Annotated in this window: 13 protein-coding genes; 7 read left to right on the top strand and 6 right to left on the bottom strand. The window is 43.5% G+C overall.

The annotated features are described in order from the left end of the window. The first annotated feature begins 90 nt into the window (after positions 1 to 90). The 4 genes from rpmH to ACZ48L_RS05105 all read left to right on the top strand — a co-directional run bounded on the left by rpmH (position 91) and on the right by ACZ48L_RS05105 (position 3400). Positions 91 to 246: a 50S ribosomal protein L34 gene (gene rpmH / locus ACZ48L_RS05120; protein ID WP_004354441.1), complete on the top strand. Its 156-nt coding sequence runs from the start codon at positions 91 to 93 to the stop codon at positions 244 to 246. 200 nt (positions 247 to 446) lie between these two features. After that, positions 447 to 1226 (top strand): PASTA domain-containing protein, encoded by a 780-nt coding sequence (locus tag ACZ48L_RS05115; protein WP_008824248.1) that lies wholly within the window; start codon positions 447 to 449, stop codon positions 1224 to 1226. A gap of 9 nt (positions 1227 to 1235) precedes the next feature. Beyond that, complete coding sequence (locus ACZ48L_RS05110) at positions 1236 to 2327, top strand: RluA family pseudouridine synthase (RefSeq protein ID WP_025791781.1); 1092 nt, start codon at positions 1236 to 1238, stop codon at positions 2325 to 2327. A gap of 74 nt (positions 2328 to 2401) precedes the next feature. Then, positions 2402 to 3400: a D-alanine--D-alanine ligase gene (locus ACZ48L_RS05105; protein ID WP_008824250.1), complete on the top strand. Its 999-nt coding sequence runs from the start codon at positions 2402 to 2404 to the stop codon at positions 3398 to 3400. 479 nt (positions 3401 to 3879) lie between these two features. On the opposite strand, the gene ACZ48L_RS05100 is transcribed toward ACZ48L_RS05105, so the two are convergent. From ACZ48L_RS05100 to glpA, 6 genes are all read right to left on the bottom strand, one after another. Continuing rightward, complete coding sequence (locus tag ACZ48L_RS05100) at positions 3880 to 4833, bottom strand: HAD family hydrolase (RefSeq protein ID WP_025791782.1); 954 nt, start codon at positions 4831 to 4833, stop codon at positions 3880 to 3882. A 52-nt stretch (positions 4834 to 4885) separates the two neighbouring features. Further along, entirely contained in the window at positions 4886 to 5632 is a 747-nt protein-coding gene (locus ACZ48L_RS05095; protein WP_008824252.1) for an MIP/aquaporin family protein, read from the bottom strand. Positions 5633 to 5720: 88 nt separating this feature from the next. Next, positions 5721 to 7211 carry a glycerol kinase GlpK gene (glpK, locus tag ACZ48L_RS05090; RefSeq protein WP_025791784.1) on the bottom strand — a complete coding sequence of 497 codons (1491 nt, stop codon included), beginning with the start codon at positions 7209 to 7211 and terminating at the stop codon, positions 5721 to 5723. A gap of 45 nt (positions 7212 to 7256) precedes the next feature. Beyond that, positions 7257 to 8507 (bottom strand): anaerobic glycerol-3-phosphate dehydrogenase subunit GlpC, encoded by a 1251-nt coding sequence (gene glpC / locus ACZ48L_RS05085; RefSeq protein WP_025791786.1) that lies wholly within the window; start codon positions 8505 to 8507, stop codon positions 7257 to 7259. Between the two features lie 3 nt (positions 8508 to 8510). After that, the gene (gene glpB, locus ACZ48L_RS05080; protein WP_025791787.1) at positions 8511 to 9761 is read right to left on the bottom strand and encodes a glycerol-3-phosphate dehydrogenase subunit GlpB; all 1251 of its coding nucleotides are present in this window, start codon (positions 9759 to 9761) and stop codon (positions 8511 to 8513) included. A gap of 64 nt (positions 9762 to 9825) precedes the next feature. Further along, the gene (glpA, locus tag ACZ48L_RS05075; protein ID WP_025791789.1) at positions 9826 to 11424 is read right to left on the bottom strand and encodes an anaerobic glycerol-3-phosphate dehydrogenase subunit A; all 1599 of its coding nucleotides are present in this window, start codon (positions 11422 to 11424) and stop codon (positions 9826 to 9828) included. 700 nt (positions 11425 to 12124) lie between these two features. On the opposite strand from glpA, the gene ACZ48L_RS05070 reads away from it, so the two are divergent. Genes ACZ48L_RS05070 through ACZ48L_RS05060 form a run of 3 tightly spaced genes read left to right on the top strand, consistent with a single transcriptional unit; the run spans position 12125 to position 14832 of the window. After that, entirely contained in the window at positions 12125 to 12889 is a 765-nt protein-coding gene (locus ACZ48L_RS05070; protein WP_008824257.1) for a DeoR/GlpR family DNA-binding transcription regulator, read from the top strand. 49 nt (positions 12890 to 12938) lie between these two features. Then, positions 12939 to 14138, top strand: coding sequence for a hypothetical protein (locus ACZ48L_RS05065; protein ID WP_025791791.1), 1200 nt, complete (start codon positions 12939 to 12941; stop codon positions 14136 to 14138). Between the two features lie 4 nt (positions 14139 to 14142). Next, complete coding sequence (locus ACZ48L_RS05060) at positions 14143 to 14832, top strand: NigD1/NigD2 family lipoprotein (protein WP_025791792.1); 690 nt, start codon at positions 14143 to 14145, stop codon at positions 14830 to 14832. Positions 14833 to 14848 lie beyond the last annotated feature (16 nt).

Here is a 14848-nt window from a genome sequence, read left to right as displayed (position 1 = left end):
AAGATTAAGTAATTTTGCAGCCCGTAACGGGCATGTTTCGGCGTGTCAATTTATAATTTGCACAATAACAATAAATAATAGGATAAGAAAATGAAAAGAACATTTCAGCCACACAACCGTCGTCGTGTGAACAAGCATGGATTCCGCGAGAGAATGGCAACAAAGGATGGTCGCCGTGTATTGGCTGCCCGTCGAGCTAAGGGTCGTAAGAAGTTAACAGTATCAGACGAGCACCACGGAAAGTAAAAAGTACGTCTATTCCTGTTAAGGATTAGAACGAAAACGGAAAGAAGTAGAGTTTATTCTTTGCTTCTTTCCGTTTTTTTGTCTACCTTTGCCACATATATATAAAGAAAAGAAGAGAGATTTACTGGTTAACAAGTTGACGATTTGCAGGCTGAAAGGTTACGAGTAAGTATGCAAACGAGTAGACAAGTAGGAGTTTAATGACATCAAAAGAGTTCTTCCATAAGTTCAATAGCACGTATATCTGGGGTAATATCCTAGCCATTGTGATACTGTTGTTGTTGCTGGCGATAGGAGTTAGGTTCGGACTTGACTACTATACACATCACGGTGAGTCCATTGTGGTGCCGAATATCATCCACAAACAGTATGACGAAGCTGTTGATATCATGGATAAAGTAGGCCTGACGATTGAGGTAACGGACACAGGTTATGTGAAAGAATTGCCTCCTGACTGTATTCTCGAACAGTCTCCTGCAGGTGGAAAGCGTATAAAATCAACTCATGTTATTTATGTTACAATCAACGCAGCAAGTGCTCCTTCACTCGTAGTTCCTGACATTATTGATAATAACTCCCTACGTGAAGCTACAGCACAGTTGCTTTCTATGGGCTTCAAGGTAGGAGAACCAGAGTATATCCCAGGTGAAAAAGACTGGATATATGGTATTCTCGTGAACGGAAAACATGTTCAAGCAGGGGATAGAGTCCCTTCTGACGCTGTAATTATACTGCAAGTAGGTGATGGAACACGTGAGATTACTGACACGGCAGGCCTGAATGAACCGGAATATGAGGATATAGAGGTTGAAGAAAAGATGCCAAAGTACGACGAAGTAGAGGAATATGTAGAAGTACCAGTCGATGAAAACGGCAACGAAATAAAGGATGAACGAGGGAAATCGGGCTCTGGTGGCTCTGGATCATCATCACAATCGGGCTTACCTGCTGACCCTTCATCAACAAAACCAACTGATTAGGCCCTGAACATGGTAGACGAAGAGACTATATTTGATGAAGAGTTGAGCGACGATTTACTGCCTACAGACACGTCAGAAGGTGGTAATGACGAGCTTTATGAGCACTTTCGTGTAACAGTTGACAAGGGTCAGGTGCCTGCAAGGATAGATAAATTCCTCTTTGAACGTATGCAGCACTCAAGTCGTAACCGTATTCAGAAAGCTGCAGAGGCAGGTTTTATCCATGTAAACGGCTCTCCTGTGAAGAGCAACTATAAGGTTCGGCCAGATGATGTCATCACGTTGATGCTCGATCGACCAAAACATGACAATACTATTGAGGCAGAAGACATTCCATTAGACATTGTTTATGAGGATGAAGTACTAATGGTTATCAACAAACCAGCAGGCCTTGTGGTTCATCCGGGTGCTGGTAACTTTCACGGAACACTTATTAACGCTATCGCCTGGCACTTGAAAGACATGCCAGAGTTTGATGCTAACGACCCAGAAGTGGGTCTAGTACATCGTATAGATAAAGATACAAGTGGGTTGTTGGTGATTGCAAAGACCCCAGATGCTAAGACTTCATTGGGGAAACAGTTCTTTAATAAGACGACACATCGCAGCTATAATGCCCTTGTCTGGGGGAATTTCACGGAAGAAGAAGGGCGTATTGAAGGTAATATTGCCCGTGATCCGAAGGACAGACTTCGTATGACGGTGTTCCCACCAGGCTCTGAAACAGGTAAACCAGCCGTAACTCACTATCGTGTTATTGAACGATTCGGTTATACAACACTGATAGAATGTATCTTGGAGACGGGACGTACTCATCAGATTCGTGCACACATGAAGCATATCGGACACCCTCTTTTCGGTGACGAACGCTATGGTGGAAGGGAGATTCTACGTGGTCAGAGGTCGAGTACATACAAGGCTTTTATCCATAACTGTCTCACTCTGTGTGACCGGCAGGCGTTACATGCGCGTACATTGGGCTTCGTTCATCCGGTAACAGGTGAACAAATGGATTTCACGAGCGACCTTCCTGCCGATCTTTCTGCACTTATTGAGAAGTGGAGGGGCTTTATCAAAGGGCAAAGTGGTGTTGAAAAATGAGTAATTTCATACTGAATGGAATAACCTTAAATGGATGATTCCAATAGCATAGATAAACAAAATAAGAATATACAATGAGAGATTTGAAGCGGACTATAGCCATCGTCTGTGGTGGTGACTCATCAGAGCATGATGTTTCGATGCGCTCTGCGCAGGGATTATATTCCTTCTTTGACAAGGAACGGTACGATATTTATATCGTAGATGTAAAAGGAATGGACTGGCATGTTGAACTTCCAGGTGGCATTACAGCACCAATTGACAAGAATGACTTCTCTTTCTTGAAGGATGGAAAGGTTGTTGCCTTCGATTATGCATACATAACCATCCATGGACAGCCAGGAGAAAATGGTGTGATGCAAGGTTATTTCGAGCTGATTCATTTGCCTTATTCTACGAGTAACGTACTGGTTGAGGCTATGACCTTTGATAAGTATGTGCTCAATAACTATCTTCGTGGCTTTGGAGTGAATGTTGCTGACAGCATTCTGTTACGTCGTGGAGAGGAATATGATGCAGAAGCGATTGAGAAACGTCTGGGTATGCCTTGCTTTGTGAAGCCTTCTGCAGATGGAAGTAGCTTCGGTGTGTCAAAGGTTAAGAATCACGACCAGCTTGCTCCGGCACTTCGTGTTGCTTTCATGGAGAGTAATGAGGTGATGATTGAGGGCTTCATGGATGGTATGGAGATATCACAAGGTGTGTACAAGACAAAGGATAAGAGTGTTGTTTTCCCTGCTACTGAGGTTGTAACAAGCAACGAATTCTTCGATTATAACGCTAAATACAATGGTCAGGTACAGGAAATTACTCCTGCACGTATGTCTCCTGAGACGGCAGCACGTGTAGCTGAAGAGACAAGTCGTATCTATGATATCCTGCATGCCAATGGTATTATCCGTATTGATTACATCATTTCGAAGGATAAGGACGGTAATGATGTTATCAATATGCTTGAAATCAATACTACACCGGGTATGACTACAACAAGCTTTATCCCTCAACAGGTGCGTGCTGCAGGGCTTGATATCAAGGAGGTGTTGAGTGATATCGTTGAAAATCAGTTTGATTAATGTTCTGAAGAAGTAGGAGGAAAGGAACAGTTGTCGTATATGTTCCTTTGAAAAGATTATATAAGAAGAAGTCCCTGACGGTCATTTGACGGTCGGGGACTTCTTTTTTGAATGAAGATTTTGCATACCAATGCAGAGCAGGACATGGTCTTTCAGCTGATAATAACAAACGATAGAATACTGAAAGTACAACTGCCGTTGTCCTAAAATTTCTCATTCCATAAATAAAAGGTGCTCTTTTGCATTCTAAAAGGTGCCCTTTTGCATGATAAAAGGGCACCTTTTGATGTGTAAAAGATGCCCTTTTGCGATGTAAAAGACGCCCTTTTACGACCTTGTTTGTAACTGTTTGTAGCTCTGATGGTTATGAAGCCGAAAATAATTGGATTTTCCTTCGAAAACAATCGTTGGGATTGTCTTTCGTGTAAGGATATTTCGTGCTAACCATTAGAGACTCCAAGTGTTTCTTAAAAAAGATATTAGTAGATAACAACGGCTGGTGTTGAAACGTCAGTTGCTGCGTTCTGCTTTACTTTATATTCGTCACATGCCCAGTTATAGTTGCCTTCTGTCACGTCACGAGTGTACTCTGTGATACAGTTAGGGTCAGCAGCCCAGTACTCTTTTACGGTCTTTCCGCCCATAACCTTCTGTGGAGTCTTTGCATCAGGGTTGAGGATGAGCTTCAAACCTACGGATGTATTCATCATCTCCATGTCTCCACGACTATTGCCGGCAGCGAAGAGTGGACGTGTCTTGATGAAGGTTCTGATGACTTCAGCCTTACCTTCGTCTTGTGGAGAAGGGAAGACAATCTGGTCAGTAACGACACCACCCATTGTGACAAGTGACTTTACACCGATTACACGGTCCTCTTGGAAGCCGAGTTCTTCAACACAGAAGCGCTGATAAAGCAACTCTGGAGAAGCTGATATAACCCATGTCTCGAAGCCATAGTTGCGAAGATTGGCAAGAAGGGCTTTCATTTGAGGATAGAACTTGTTCTGATATTTCTCGTGGAAGCAGTCATCGCCAATGCGTTGTATCTCCTCTGGCGTCATACCACTGAGGAATTTGATGCGGTCACGTTCGCGACTGATAGCGTCTTCGTGTATCATCTTGTCGACTAACTTGAACTTCTCAACTGATTTTGCATCTTTCTTGCCTGCATAATTCCTGCGGGCATACTCGTAAAGAGCTTCCTCTGCCAGGTAATAAGGTACCTGTCCGAAGAGTGTTCCGTCACAGTCGAAGACGGCAACCTTCCTGATGTTCATTGAAATAGTTGACTGCAGGAAAGCTTCAAGTTTAGCATTGGTCTCGTCAGAGAAGCCTACAATCTTCTGATACTTGTAGGTTTGAGCAGACAGCTGTACTACACTTACAAAGAGGAAAACAGCTACTAACTGGAATGTTTTCTTAAAGTTACTCATAATAAAATTGTTTTTAGTTTAGATTGTTATTGATAAAGTTGTTATTTAAGCATCATACAAGCAGAAGGGCTGCACCACAGAATCCAGCGATAATAGCACCAATGATTGGTCCAAGAACTGGTATCCAGGAGTATGCCCAGTCGTTGTCTCCCTTCATACAAACGGCATGTGCCAGTCTCGGAGACAGGTCACGGGCAGGGTTCATGGCGTATCCCGTAGTTCCTCCGAGCGACATTCCGAGTGCAATGATCAGTAATGTGACAGGGATAGGACCGAGTGCTGCAAGTCCGAACTTGAAGTGTTCGGCATCTCCAGTATTACCATCAACACTGAAACTGATGATGATAAACACGAGAACCAATGTTGCAATGACCTCGGAAAGGAAGTTCATTCTGTAGTTGCGGATGGCTGGTGCGGTGCAGAATGTACCGAGTTTTGCAGCTTCGTCATCAGTTGCATCATAGTGATCTTTATAGAAAAACCATACGAGCAGACCACCAAGAAAACCGCCAATCATTTGTGCCACGATGTAATAAGGTACTGAACTCCATGGAAACATCCCTGCTACTGCAAGTCCAATGGATACAGCTGGGTTGAGATGAGCACCCGTGTAAGGACCTGCAACAAGTACTCCCATGCACACAGCAAGACCCCATGCAATGGTGATGACTACCCATCCTGCTTTCTGTCCCTTGCTTTTGTTTAGCGTAACACAGGCACAAACGCCGTCTCCAAACAGTACTAAGATGAGCGTTCCTATTAATTCCATTAGGAACTGAGTCGTCATTGAATATTCCATAATAAGATGATTTAGGTAAATTATTAATGAAATAGGTATTGATAAGACGATGTTTTTAATCATCATCTTATCAATACCTATTTGTTGTTTATTTCTTAGTTAGTGTTCTGCCGATGGCATCTGCCCACCCAGCCTTTGCTGCTTCAATCTTCTCACTGTCTGCTACAGGCTCGAAAGTACGCTCAACTTGCCACTGATTCTTTATCTCATCAATGTTATTCCAGAACCCTACAGCAAGTCCAGCAAGGTAAGCTGCACCCAAAGCGGTGGTCTCTGTGATCTTTGGACGTACCACGGTGATGCCCAAAAGGTCTGCCTGATGCTGCATCAAGAGGTTGTTTCGTGATGCTCCACCATCCACTTTCAGTTCCTTAAGTGGTGCATCCATATCCTTTGCCATGGCTTGTGCAATGTCATAAGTCTGGAAAGCAATTCCGTCAAGAGCTGCTCGTGCTATGTGTGCACGGGTTGTTCCTCGGGTAATACCAATGATTGTACCACGTGCATATTGGTCCCAATAAGGTGCAGCAAGACCTGTTAGCGCTGGAACAAAGTATACTCCGCCACTGTCAGGGACTGTTGATGCAAGGTCTTCTATCTCTGATGATGAAGTGATGAAGCCCAATCCGTCACGCAGCCACTGTACAACAGAGCCGCCAACGTAGATAGATCCTTCCAGCGCATAGGTGATTTTATCTCCTATTTTCCATGCTATGGTTGTCAGAAGGTTATTCTTTGACAGGACAGGTTTGCTTCCTGTGTTCAGCATAACGAAGCATCCTGTGCCGTAAGTGTTCTTGATAGAGCCTGGTTCAATACACATCTGACCGAACAAAGCAGCTTGTTGGTCACCTGCAATACCAGAGATTGGCACCTCATGTGCAAAGATAGTAGTCTTTGTATGACCATATATCTCGGAGCTAGACTTCACCTCTGGCATCATTGACATTGGGATGTCAAGTAGCTTCAGTAGCTCTTCGTCCCACTTCAAGTCTTTTATGTTGAATAGCATAGTACGTGAAGCGTTGGTTACATCAGTGACATGTATCTCGCCACGTGTCAACCTCCACACCAGCCATGAGTCCACATTACCGAAGCGAAGCTTACCCATCTCGGCACGTTTGCGTGCTCCTGGTACGTTATCAAGTATCCATTTGATCTTTGTTCCACTGAAATAAGCGTCTATGATAAGACCTGTTTTCTTGTGAATCTTCTCTGTTAAGCCTTGTGCTTTCAGCTCGTCACAATACTCGGAGGTACGTCTGTCCTGCCAGACAATGGCATTATAGATAGGCTCTTCAGTATCAATGTCCCACACAATGGTTGTCTCTCGCTGGTTTGTTATACCTATTCCAGCAATGTCAAGACCATTGATGTCAATGGCAGATATGGCCTCGGCGATAACAGAAGCCTGTGATGACCATATCTCATTAGGGTTATGTTCCACCCAACCTGGCTGTGGAAAGTACTGAGTAAACTCCTTCTGAGCCACTGACTTGATGTGTCCGTTGTGGTCAAAAACGATTGCTCTGGAGCTTGTTGTCCCTTGATCAAGGGCTAGAATGAATTTCTTTTCCATATCGGTAAGTCTTTAGATTTATCTTGTTTTATGCTTTTAGGTTCTTTATTGATTGAGTTTTATGGTCTCTTCTACATCCAATGCGTCGGCAAGAATGGATATCGGATTCTTTACTTCATAACCTGTTGACATCTCTATCTGCCATTTGCAGGTCTCGCAGTCAGTGCTTACGCAGTCTGGATTTAACTCTTTTATCTGCTTGAAGAGCCTTGACCCGATCTCTTGTGAGCGTTGGTAGTTCTCTTTCTTGAACCCATAAGTACCTGCAATACCACAACATTGTGAGTCAAGCATGATGAGTTCGAGACCAGGTATCATCTTTAAGAGTTCAGTACTGTATATAATCCATCCCATTTTCTCCATGTGACAGGCTGAATGGTAGGCTGTTCGCATCTTAAAGTCTTTGCGAAAGGCGAGTTTTATGTCCCCTTTTTCAATCAGACGATAGAGGAAACGTGTTGCCAGAGTGATGTTTTCACGTACGTCATCAGTCTTGATGTCGAGTAAATGTTCGTACTCATCACGCATGGTAAACGTGCATGTAGAGCTTGTTGTCAGTACGATTCTGTTTTGTTCTGCTGCCTTTCGGATAGAACGAATGTTCACTTTACCCTGTCGGCGAGCCTGTCCACTAAGTCCATTGGCTATCAATGCTACACCACAACACTTTTCTTTCTCTAACAGATGCACGCCATATCCCACTGCATTCATGATCTTTACGAGATCTTTTCCTAACTGTGGAAAGTTATAATTGACGTAACATCCGTGGAAATAGCTTACATGTTTGCTATAAGAATCCTGCTTTTTTGCTGCCATTCGTTTGTACCATGTCTCGAATTTCTGGCTGCTGTATGCAGGAAAAGTACGGTGTTTATCAATTCCCATGACCCCATGTAAGACGGCTTTCACGGGCTTCAGCCCCAATGTTGCATTGACAATAGGTGCTACCATGTTTGCCATTGTCCCCACAAAGTCGGTGTTTGCGAGCATGATATCACGTGGAATGGGGCGGTGAGTACTGTATGTAATGCGTGAAGCTTGTATGATATCAGCGATACGGACGCCGGATGGACATGCAACCTCACATCGTTTACAGTTCAAACACATCTTGAGAGCTTCGTCAAAGAACTTCGAATCCTTCAGTCTATAGCGTTCCTGGTCTGGTCCAGAGTGCTTGGGTCCAGGGTATTTGGGCTCAACCGCCGATACAGGACAGTATGCTGTACAGATTGAACACTTGAGACATTGCTCCAAGTTGTTGCCACTTATGTTTTTAAGTTGTATCCCTTCTGCCATGACTTATCCCTTTCCTGTAATCTTTTTTGCCACATAAAGTGCCGTTAATAGTGACACTCCTGTTCCGTCAGCATGCTTAATACTGTTGTGACCACTCAATACTGAACCTATTGCATATAGGTTTTCAATGTTCTTTCCATCCTTTGTTGCATGGAAATCTTTGTCAGTATGCACACCAAACTCCATGTAAGGTTGTGTTTCAAAGGCATTCGTTACGCTCCAATCGTCACGTTTTTTTGCAGCATCAACGTCCAGTTTGAACACAGGTTCATAAACTCCAGCATAGTTACTTCTTATCCCATGGCTCATGAAAGAGCCTGATGCAAGGATGAAATGATCTGCATAGAGTTTCTCATCAGGCAGATGATCGGTTGTGATAGAAACGAGATGATTGCCTGAAAATTGTCCTGTTGTAGCAGAATCACCAACGAGAAGTGTTCCACCTGCCTGTGCAAAGAGTCGTTTTAACAGGATAGTGGTGCGTACACCAGATACTGATGGAGGCAAAGTTGCGATGTATTGAACTGGTTTCTTTATCCATTGCTTCATTTCATCAAGGCTTTCGGCATTGCTAAAGCCCAGAACTGCTGGCAGAAGGAGGGCATCTGGGTCGCCACTGATGGCATTGATACGTTCTGATACCTTACTGAGAGCATCTTTATTAGCAAGTACCTTCGCTATATTTGTAGCTCTCATCTCTGTCGGACTCTGCCTTGCAGTACTTAATTTGTCTGTTGTAAAGGTCTTAATCTGACATTCAACGCCCATCATTCTTAGGTTTTCTGCAATGAATTGAGTGGGAAAGTCCATGAAACCTTGTATGTTCAGCAACTCAACTTTCTTCCATGGGAGTCTCTCTGGACCATCAATCATGGCGTAACCTTCCGTGGTGAGCCATGCTGGTTTCAGTGTTCCTAAGGGTGTAACACGGTAGTGGTTCTGCTCATAGTTCCCCATTACGCTTATACCAGCTTCAGAAAGTAATGTCTTTGCTTGGCTTGCAAGATGCTCTATGTTGCTGATTCCAATCTTTGAATATGGGTGTTCAGCCTTCAAATCAGCAATGGCTTGCAGCGGATGGGTAACAACTTCGCCGTCAGCATCGTACCCCAGGAGGTCGAATGAGCCTGAATGGAAGTGCAGACTGCTCTGTCCTGCTGACACGATGCAGACCTTCTGTCCTGCTTTTGCCAGTGTAATGCCTGCTGTCAGTCCACTGAGTCCACCGCCTATTATGATAGTATCGTATCTCATAATCTCTTGTTTTTTCTGTCCAACCAACTGGATTAGTTTGATTTATCAGGTCGTTCTGCAATTATTATATACCTAATCCACAGAGCCCTTGGTAGATAATGGTTGTGAGTTGGGCTTCATCCAACGTACTTCCCCATGCCACAGGGCGCATACCTTTCCATCTTTCGTTGATGAATTTGGTGAGATCAGTCATTGCTTTGTCGACTTTTACACCATTCTCACACATCACTCCAGCTGCTCTGCAAGCACAAAGTTCACCTTGACAGGTACCCATTCCTACACGAGTACGGCGTCGCAGGTTGAGCAAATCATGTACATGTAGCTCTTCAATGGCGTATTTTGCTTCGCCAACGCTTACCTCTTCGCACTCACAAATGAGTGCGCGGTCATCTTCTGTACGCTCATCAATCTCCTTTACACGGTTTCCTTGTCTGCCTTTAGCTGCTTTGTGTGCTGTTGAATACGTATGATGAGGGTTGTCAGGGTCCTTTCCTGCTGTGCCAGGGAGCGGAGTTGTGGCAGTCTCACAAGCCTTATCAATGCCTAACTTCTTGCATGCAAGGTCGGTTGCTTGCTCTGCCATGAGGCGATAGGTCATCATTTTACCTCCAGTGATGGTAATCATACCAGCCAGTCCGTCACGTTTTTCATGGTCTAAGCATACAATCCCACGGCTGATACTGCGTCCTGTAGGGTCATTATCGGCTGCAACGAGCGGACGAACACCTGCATAGGCACGGAGGATACGTGTTGTTGCAAGACTTGGAGCGAGCTTTTCACCTTCTCTTATAAGCGTGTCTACTTCTTCAGATGTTATCTTCAGGTTGTCAACAGTATCATAAGAAACACGGTCACTGGTTGTTCCGATGACGCAAACAGCATCGTCTGGTACGAGGATATCCGCATTAGCAGGCTTGCGACAGCGGTTGATAACCATCTTGTTGACACGGTGTCCGAAGACCAGAAGGGTTCCTTTGGCAGGGAACATATTGATCTTTATGTCTGCCATCTTTGCAATGTCATGTCCCCATATGCCAGCAGCATTGATGACCAATGCGGCATGTTTCTCAATTTCTTCCCCCGTATGATTATTGCGAAGGCGTACACCTTCAACCCTACCATTGCTGGTCAGAATGGCAACAACCTCATGGTAAGTAAGTACATCAGCACCATGTTGGCGAGCATCAAGTACGTTAGCAGTAGTCAAATGGAAAGGGTCAATAGATGCATCTGGCACACGTACCGCACCGAGAAGGTTGGGATTTACCGATGGATCCAAGCGTAGTGCCTCTTCGGGAGAGATGATGTTTGCTGAAATACCAGCCCTTGTACATGCCTCAACAAAGGTCTTCTGGTAATTAATGTCGTCTTCTGGCAAGGTAATGAACAGTCCGTCGGTCTCTTCGATACAATGTTTGGCAATCCGACGGAGCACCATATTCTCCTTAATACACTCTGTTGCCGATTCAGGATCGGTCACAGCGTATCTTGCACCACTATGTAACAGACCGTGATTGCGGCCTGTGGCGCCGTTGGTGAAGTCGAATTTCTCAACCAGCAACACCTTTAAACCACGTAAAGCACAGTCACGTGCTGTGCCAGCACCGGTGATTCCTCCTCCGATGATGATTACATCATAGTTATCGTTCTGTTTGCTGTTCATTGTTATAGGTCCTTGTCAACTGCAATAGCAGCTTGTTTTATTTCATAATGAAAGTCGAAAGACGGCTTAGATTTTATAAATCGAAAGGTTGTTTATTTCTTTACGAAGCAAAGATAATGATTATTTCTAAAAAGAAACATTAGATTAACGTTTTTTATATATTTTCTTTCGTTCAGAAATAGATATGCTTTCGTTTTGCTTTCGTTTGTCTTCTGCTATGTGTTTTACTTCTTATAGTAACCCTTCTATTTGTTTTTACTTATATGAAAGGTTGTCTCTGTTTAGTAGATCTTTATCGTTTCGGTTGTTAATGAGTGCTTTCTGGTATCTTCTATAACGATAAAGAATGATGCACCTTTCAGCTTTTTACTTGTGTGCGATAGCCTCGCACCATTGGTGCGGCAGCCCAACACCACTGGAGCTGATGGCTAGCACCATTGGAGCTGATGGTTAGCACCAGTGGTGCTGATGGCTAAACACCATGCAGAAGATTGTTGAAAGCGTCTTTTATTGTCCTTTAGTCAGTGATATATACGATCCTTTGTGTGTTGTTTTTTGTATCAGGAAATTGTTAATCTTCTGTTAAACATTTGCAGTAGAGATATATCTTTGATATATTTTACCTATTTTTGTACAAGACTGTACTAAGCAGTAACCCGCGGCGACTATATACTATAAATGCCGAAAACCTACGTTGATTATGACAAAAGAAGATAGGCAAGGTGCCATTCTTGAGCAGCTTCTTTCGCAGGAGTCTGTACTTGTATCCGACCTGGCAGCGTCATTGGATGTGTCATTAGTGACTATTCGTAAGGATTTAACAGAGTTGGAGAAGGCTGGTAAGTTGTATCGTAGCCACGGAAAAGCCATTCTTATCAATCCTTTTACGAACAATCGCTCTGTAAATGAGAAGGAAAAGCTCAATACAGAGGAGAAACAGCTGATCGGTTCTGAGGCAGTAAAGATGCTTGTGAAGAATGATTCCATCATCCTTGCTTCGGGAACTACCATTCATGCGTTGGCATGTAACATACAACCTGAGGGTAAACTGACCGTTGTTTCTGCTTCCTTGCAAGCCACAATGTCTCTCTCGGGTAATGAAAACATTGATATTATTCAGTTAGGAGGAATGCTTCGTCATAGTAGTGCATCGGTAGTTGGCCAGTATAGTATGGAGTTTTTACGTGGTTGTTCGTTCAGTAAACTCTTCTTAGGAGTGGATGGTATTGATGTTGATTTTGGTATTTCCACAACTGATATCCGTGAGGCTGAACTGAACAGGGCTATGATGCAGGCTGCACAGAAGACGATAGTGTTGGCTGATTCAAGTAAGTTTGGCAGACGAGGGTTTGCTAAAATCAGTGGGATGGAGGATATTGACACCATCATTACAGATGCAAAAATACCGCATGCCGTAGCAAAGCGTATAGAAGAAATGGGTATAGACCTTATCATAGCTGGTTAGAACAGCATCAAATAAACAAAGAAAAGAAATTCAATTAACATTTAAGATTATGAATATACCATCAGAGTTTGACCCTATTCGTCCGTTTGAGCCGGAAGAATTGCCGGCAGTCTATGATCGAATCCTTGCTGATAAGCAGTTTCAACAGGTTCTGGCATATCTTTACCCTGATGTTCCAAAGGAGGCTATAGCACAGAAAATGCATGGCTGCAAGACGAATCTTGAGTTCCAAAAGGCTTTCTGCTATCCTTTTCTTCAGCGTCTTGTAACGACTCTGAGCTTAGGTTGTAGCATGGATGCAGTGAACATTGACATTCGCAACAGATATACTTTCGTGAGCAATCATCGTGATATTGTTCTTGATTCGGCGTTTCTTGATAAGCTGTTGATTGATGTTGGCTTTGCAACAACATGTGAAATAGCTATTGGAGACAACTTGTTGTCACAGGATTGGGTGCGTGATTTGGTACGTATCAATAAGTCTTTCACTGTTGAACGTGCGTTGCATTCCGTTGAAATGTTACGTGCCAGCAAGCGAATGTCTGAATATATACACTTCGCAGTGGCTGAGAAAAATGAGAATATATGGATAGCTCAGCGTCAAGGTCGTGCTAAAAATTCTAATGATCTCACGCAACCTGCCATTCTGAAAATGATGGCTATGGGTGGCGAAGGTAGTATCATCGATCGCCTGAAGCAGTTGCATATCGTTCCGCTTACCATCTCTTATGAGTATGATCCATGTGATTATTTGAAGGCAAGGGAGTATCAGCTGCGCCGAGATGTCCCATATTGGAAGAAAACTGCCGAAGATGACATGGAGAGTATGCTTGTTGGTATCAAGGGATTCAAGGGACATATCTTCTATCGTTGTGCTCCTTGCATTGATGAATGGCTTGATACTGTGGACGCAGAGCAGCCCAAGAACAAGCTATTTGATGAGATAGCAGCGCATATTGATCGTGAGATTCATAGCAATTATGAACTTTATCCTTGCAATTATGTAGCACTTGACATGATTCAGGATACTAAGGTGTATGAGGAATATTACACATCTGAGGACTATCAGAAGTTTGATGAGTATATCAATGAGCAGATAGAGAAGATCGATATAGAGAATCGTGATGATCATTTCCTGCGCACTTGTCTGCTGACACAGTATGCTTATCCAGCTAAGAACTATATCGCAGCATCGTCAGAGAACGGACGTTTCAAATCATTATTGAACCGTCTCACATTTAAGAAGTAGTCTTGTGGGGCGTAATAGTAAAACGATGAAATCAGCAACTACCATTGCAGTGACGATTATAGCATTGCTAATGGTAGTTGCTTGTACACGTGATTTCTACGAAACGGGTGACTCTTCCCTGTCTTATCTGAACACTTCTTTCGCCGAAGTGTCCACAAATGCATCATCAGCCTTTGTGGAAGCTGTGACAGATGATGGTACAACTCTTCGTTTAACACCTGCTTATCGACCCAAATGGAAGGTCAAGGCAGATACAACTTATCGTGCTTTGCTATATTATAATAAGGTGGAAGAAGGTGCAACGGCGGTGGTTGCCATTCAGCCTGTTGCTGTTTTGAAAATGAAACGTACTACAGATGTCGCACATATGCATACTGATCCCGTCACTTTTGAGAGTGCCTGGGTCAGCAAAGGGCATCGTTACCTGAACCTTGGGTTGGTATTGAAGACAGGAAAAACTGATGATTCAACCGCTGTACAGTCGTTAGGTGTGGTCTGTGACTCGGTAAAACAGCAGTCTGGAGGGGGCAAAAAGTACTATATCCGGCTCTATCATAATCAGAATAATGTGCCAGAATATTATAGTACAAAGGTCTTTACGAGTATCCCACTGGCTGATATTACTCCTCAAGACTCGGTTATATTAGATATTAATACGTATAAAGGATGGGTCAGAAAGCGGTTTGCACCCTGATAGTTATTGATTATAA

Source organism: Prevotella histicola, assembly GCF_055385135.1.
Note: the sequence above shows the minus strand (reverse complement) of the source record. Positions and strands in the feature narration are given on the sequence as shown.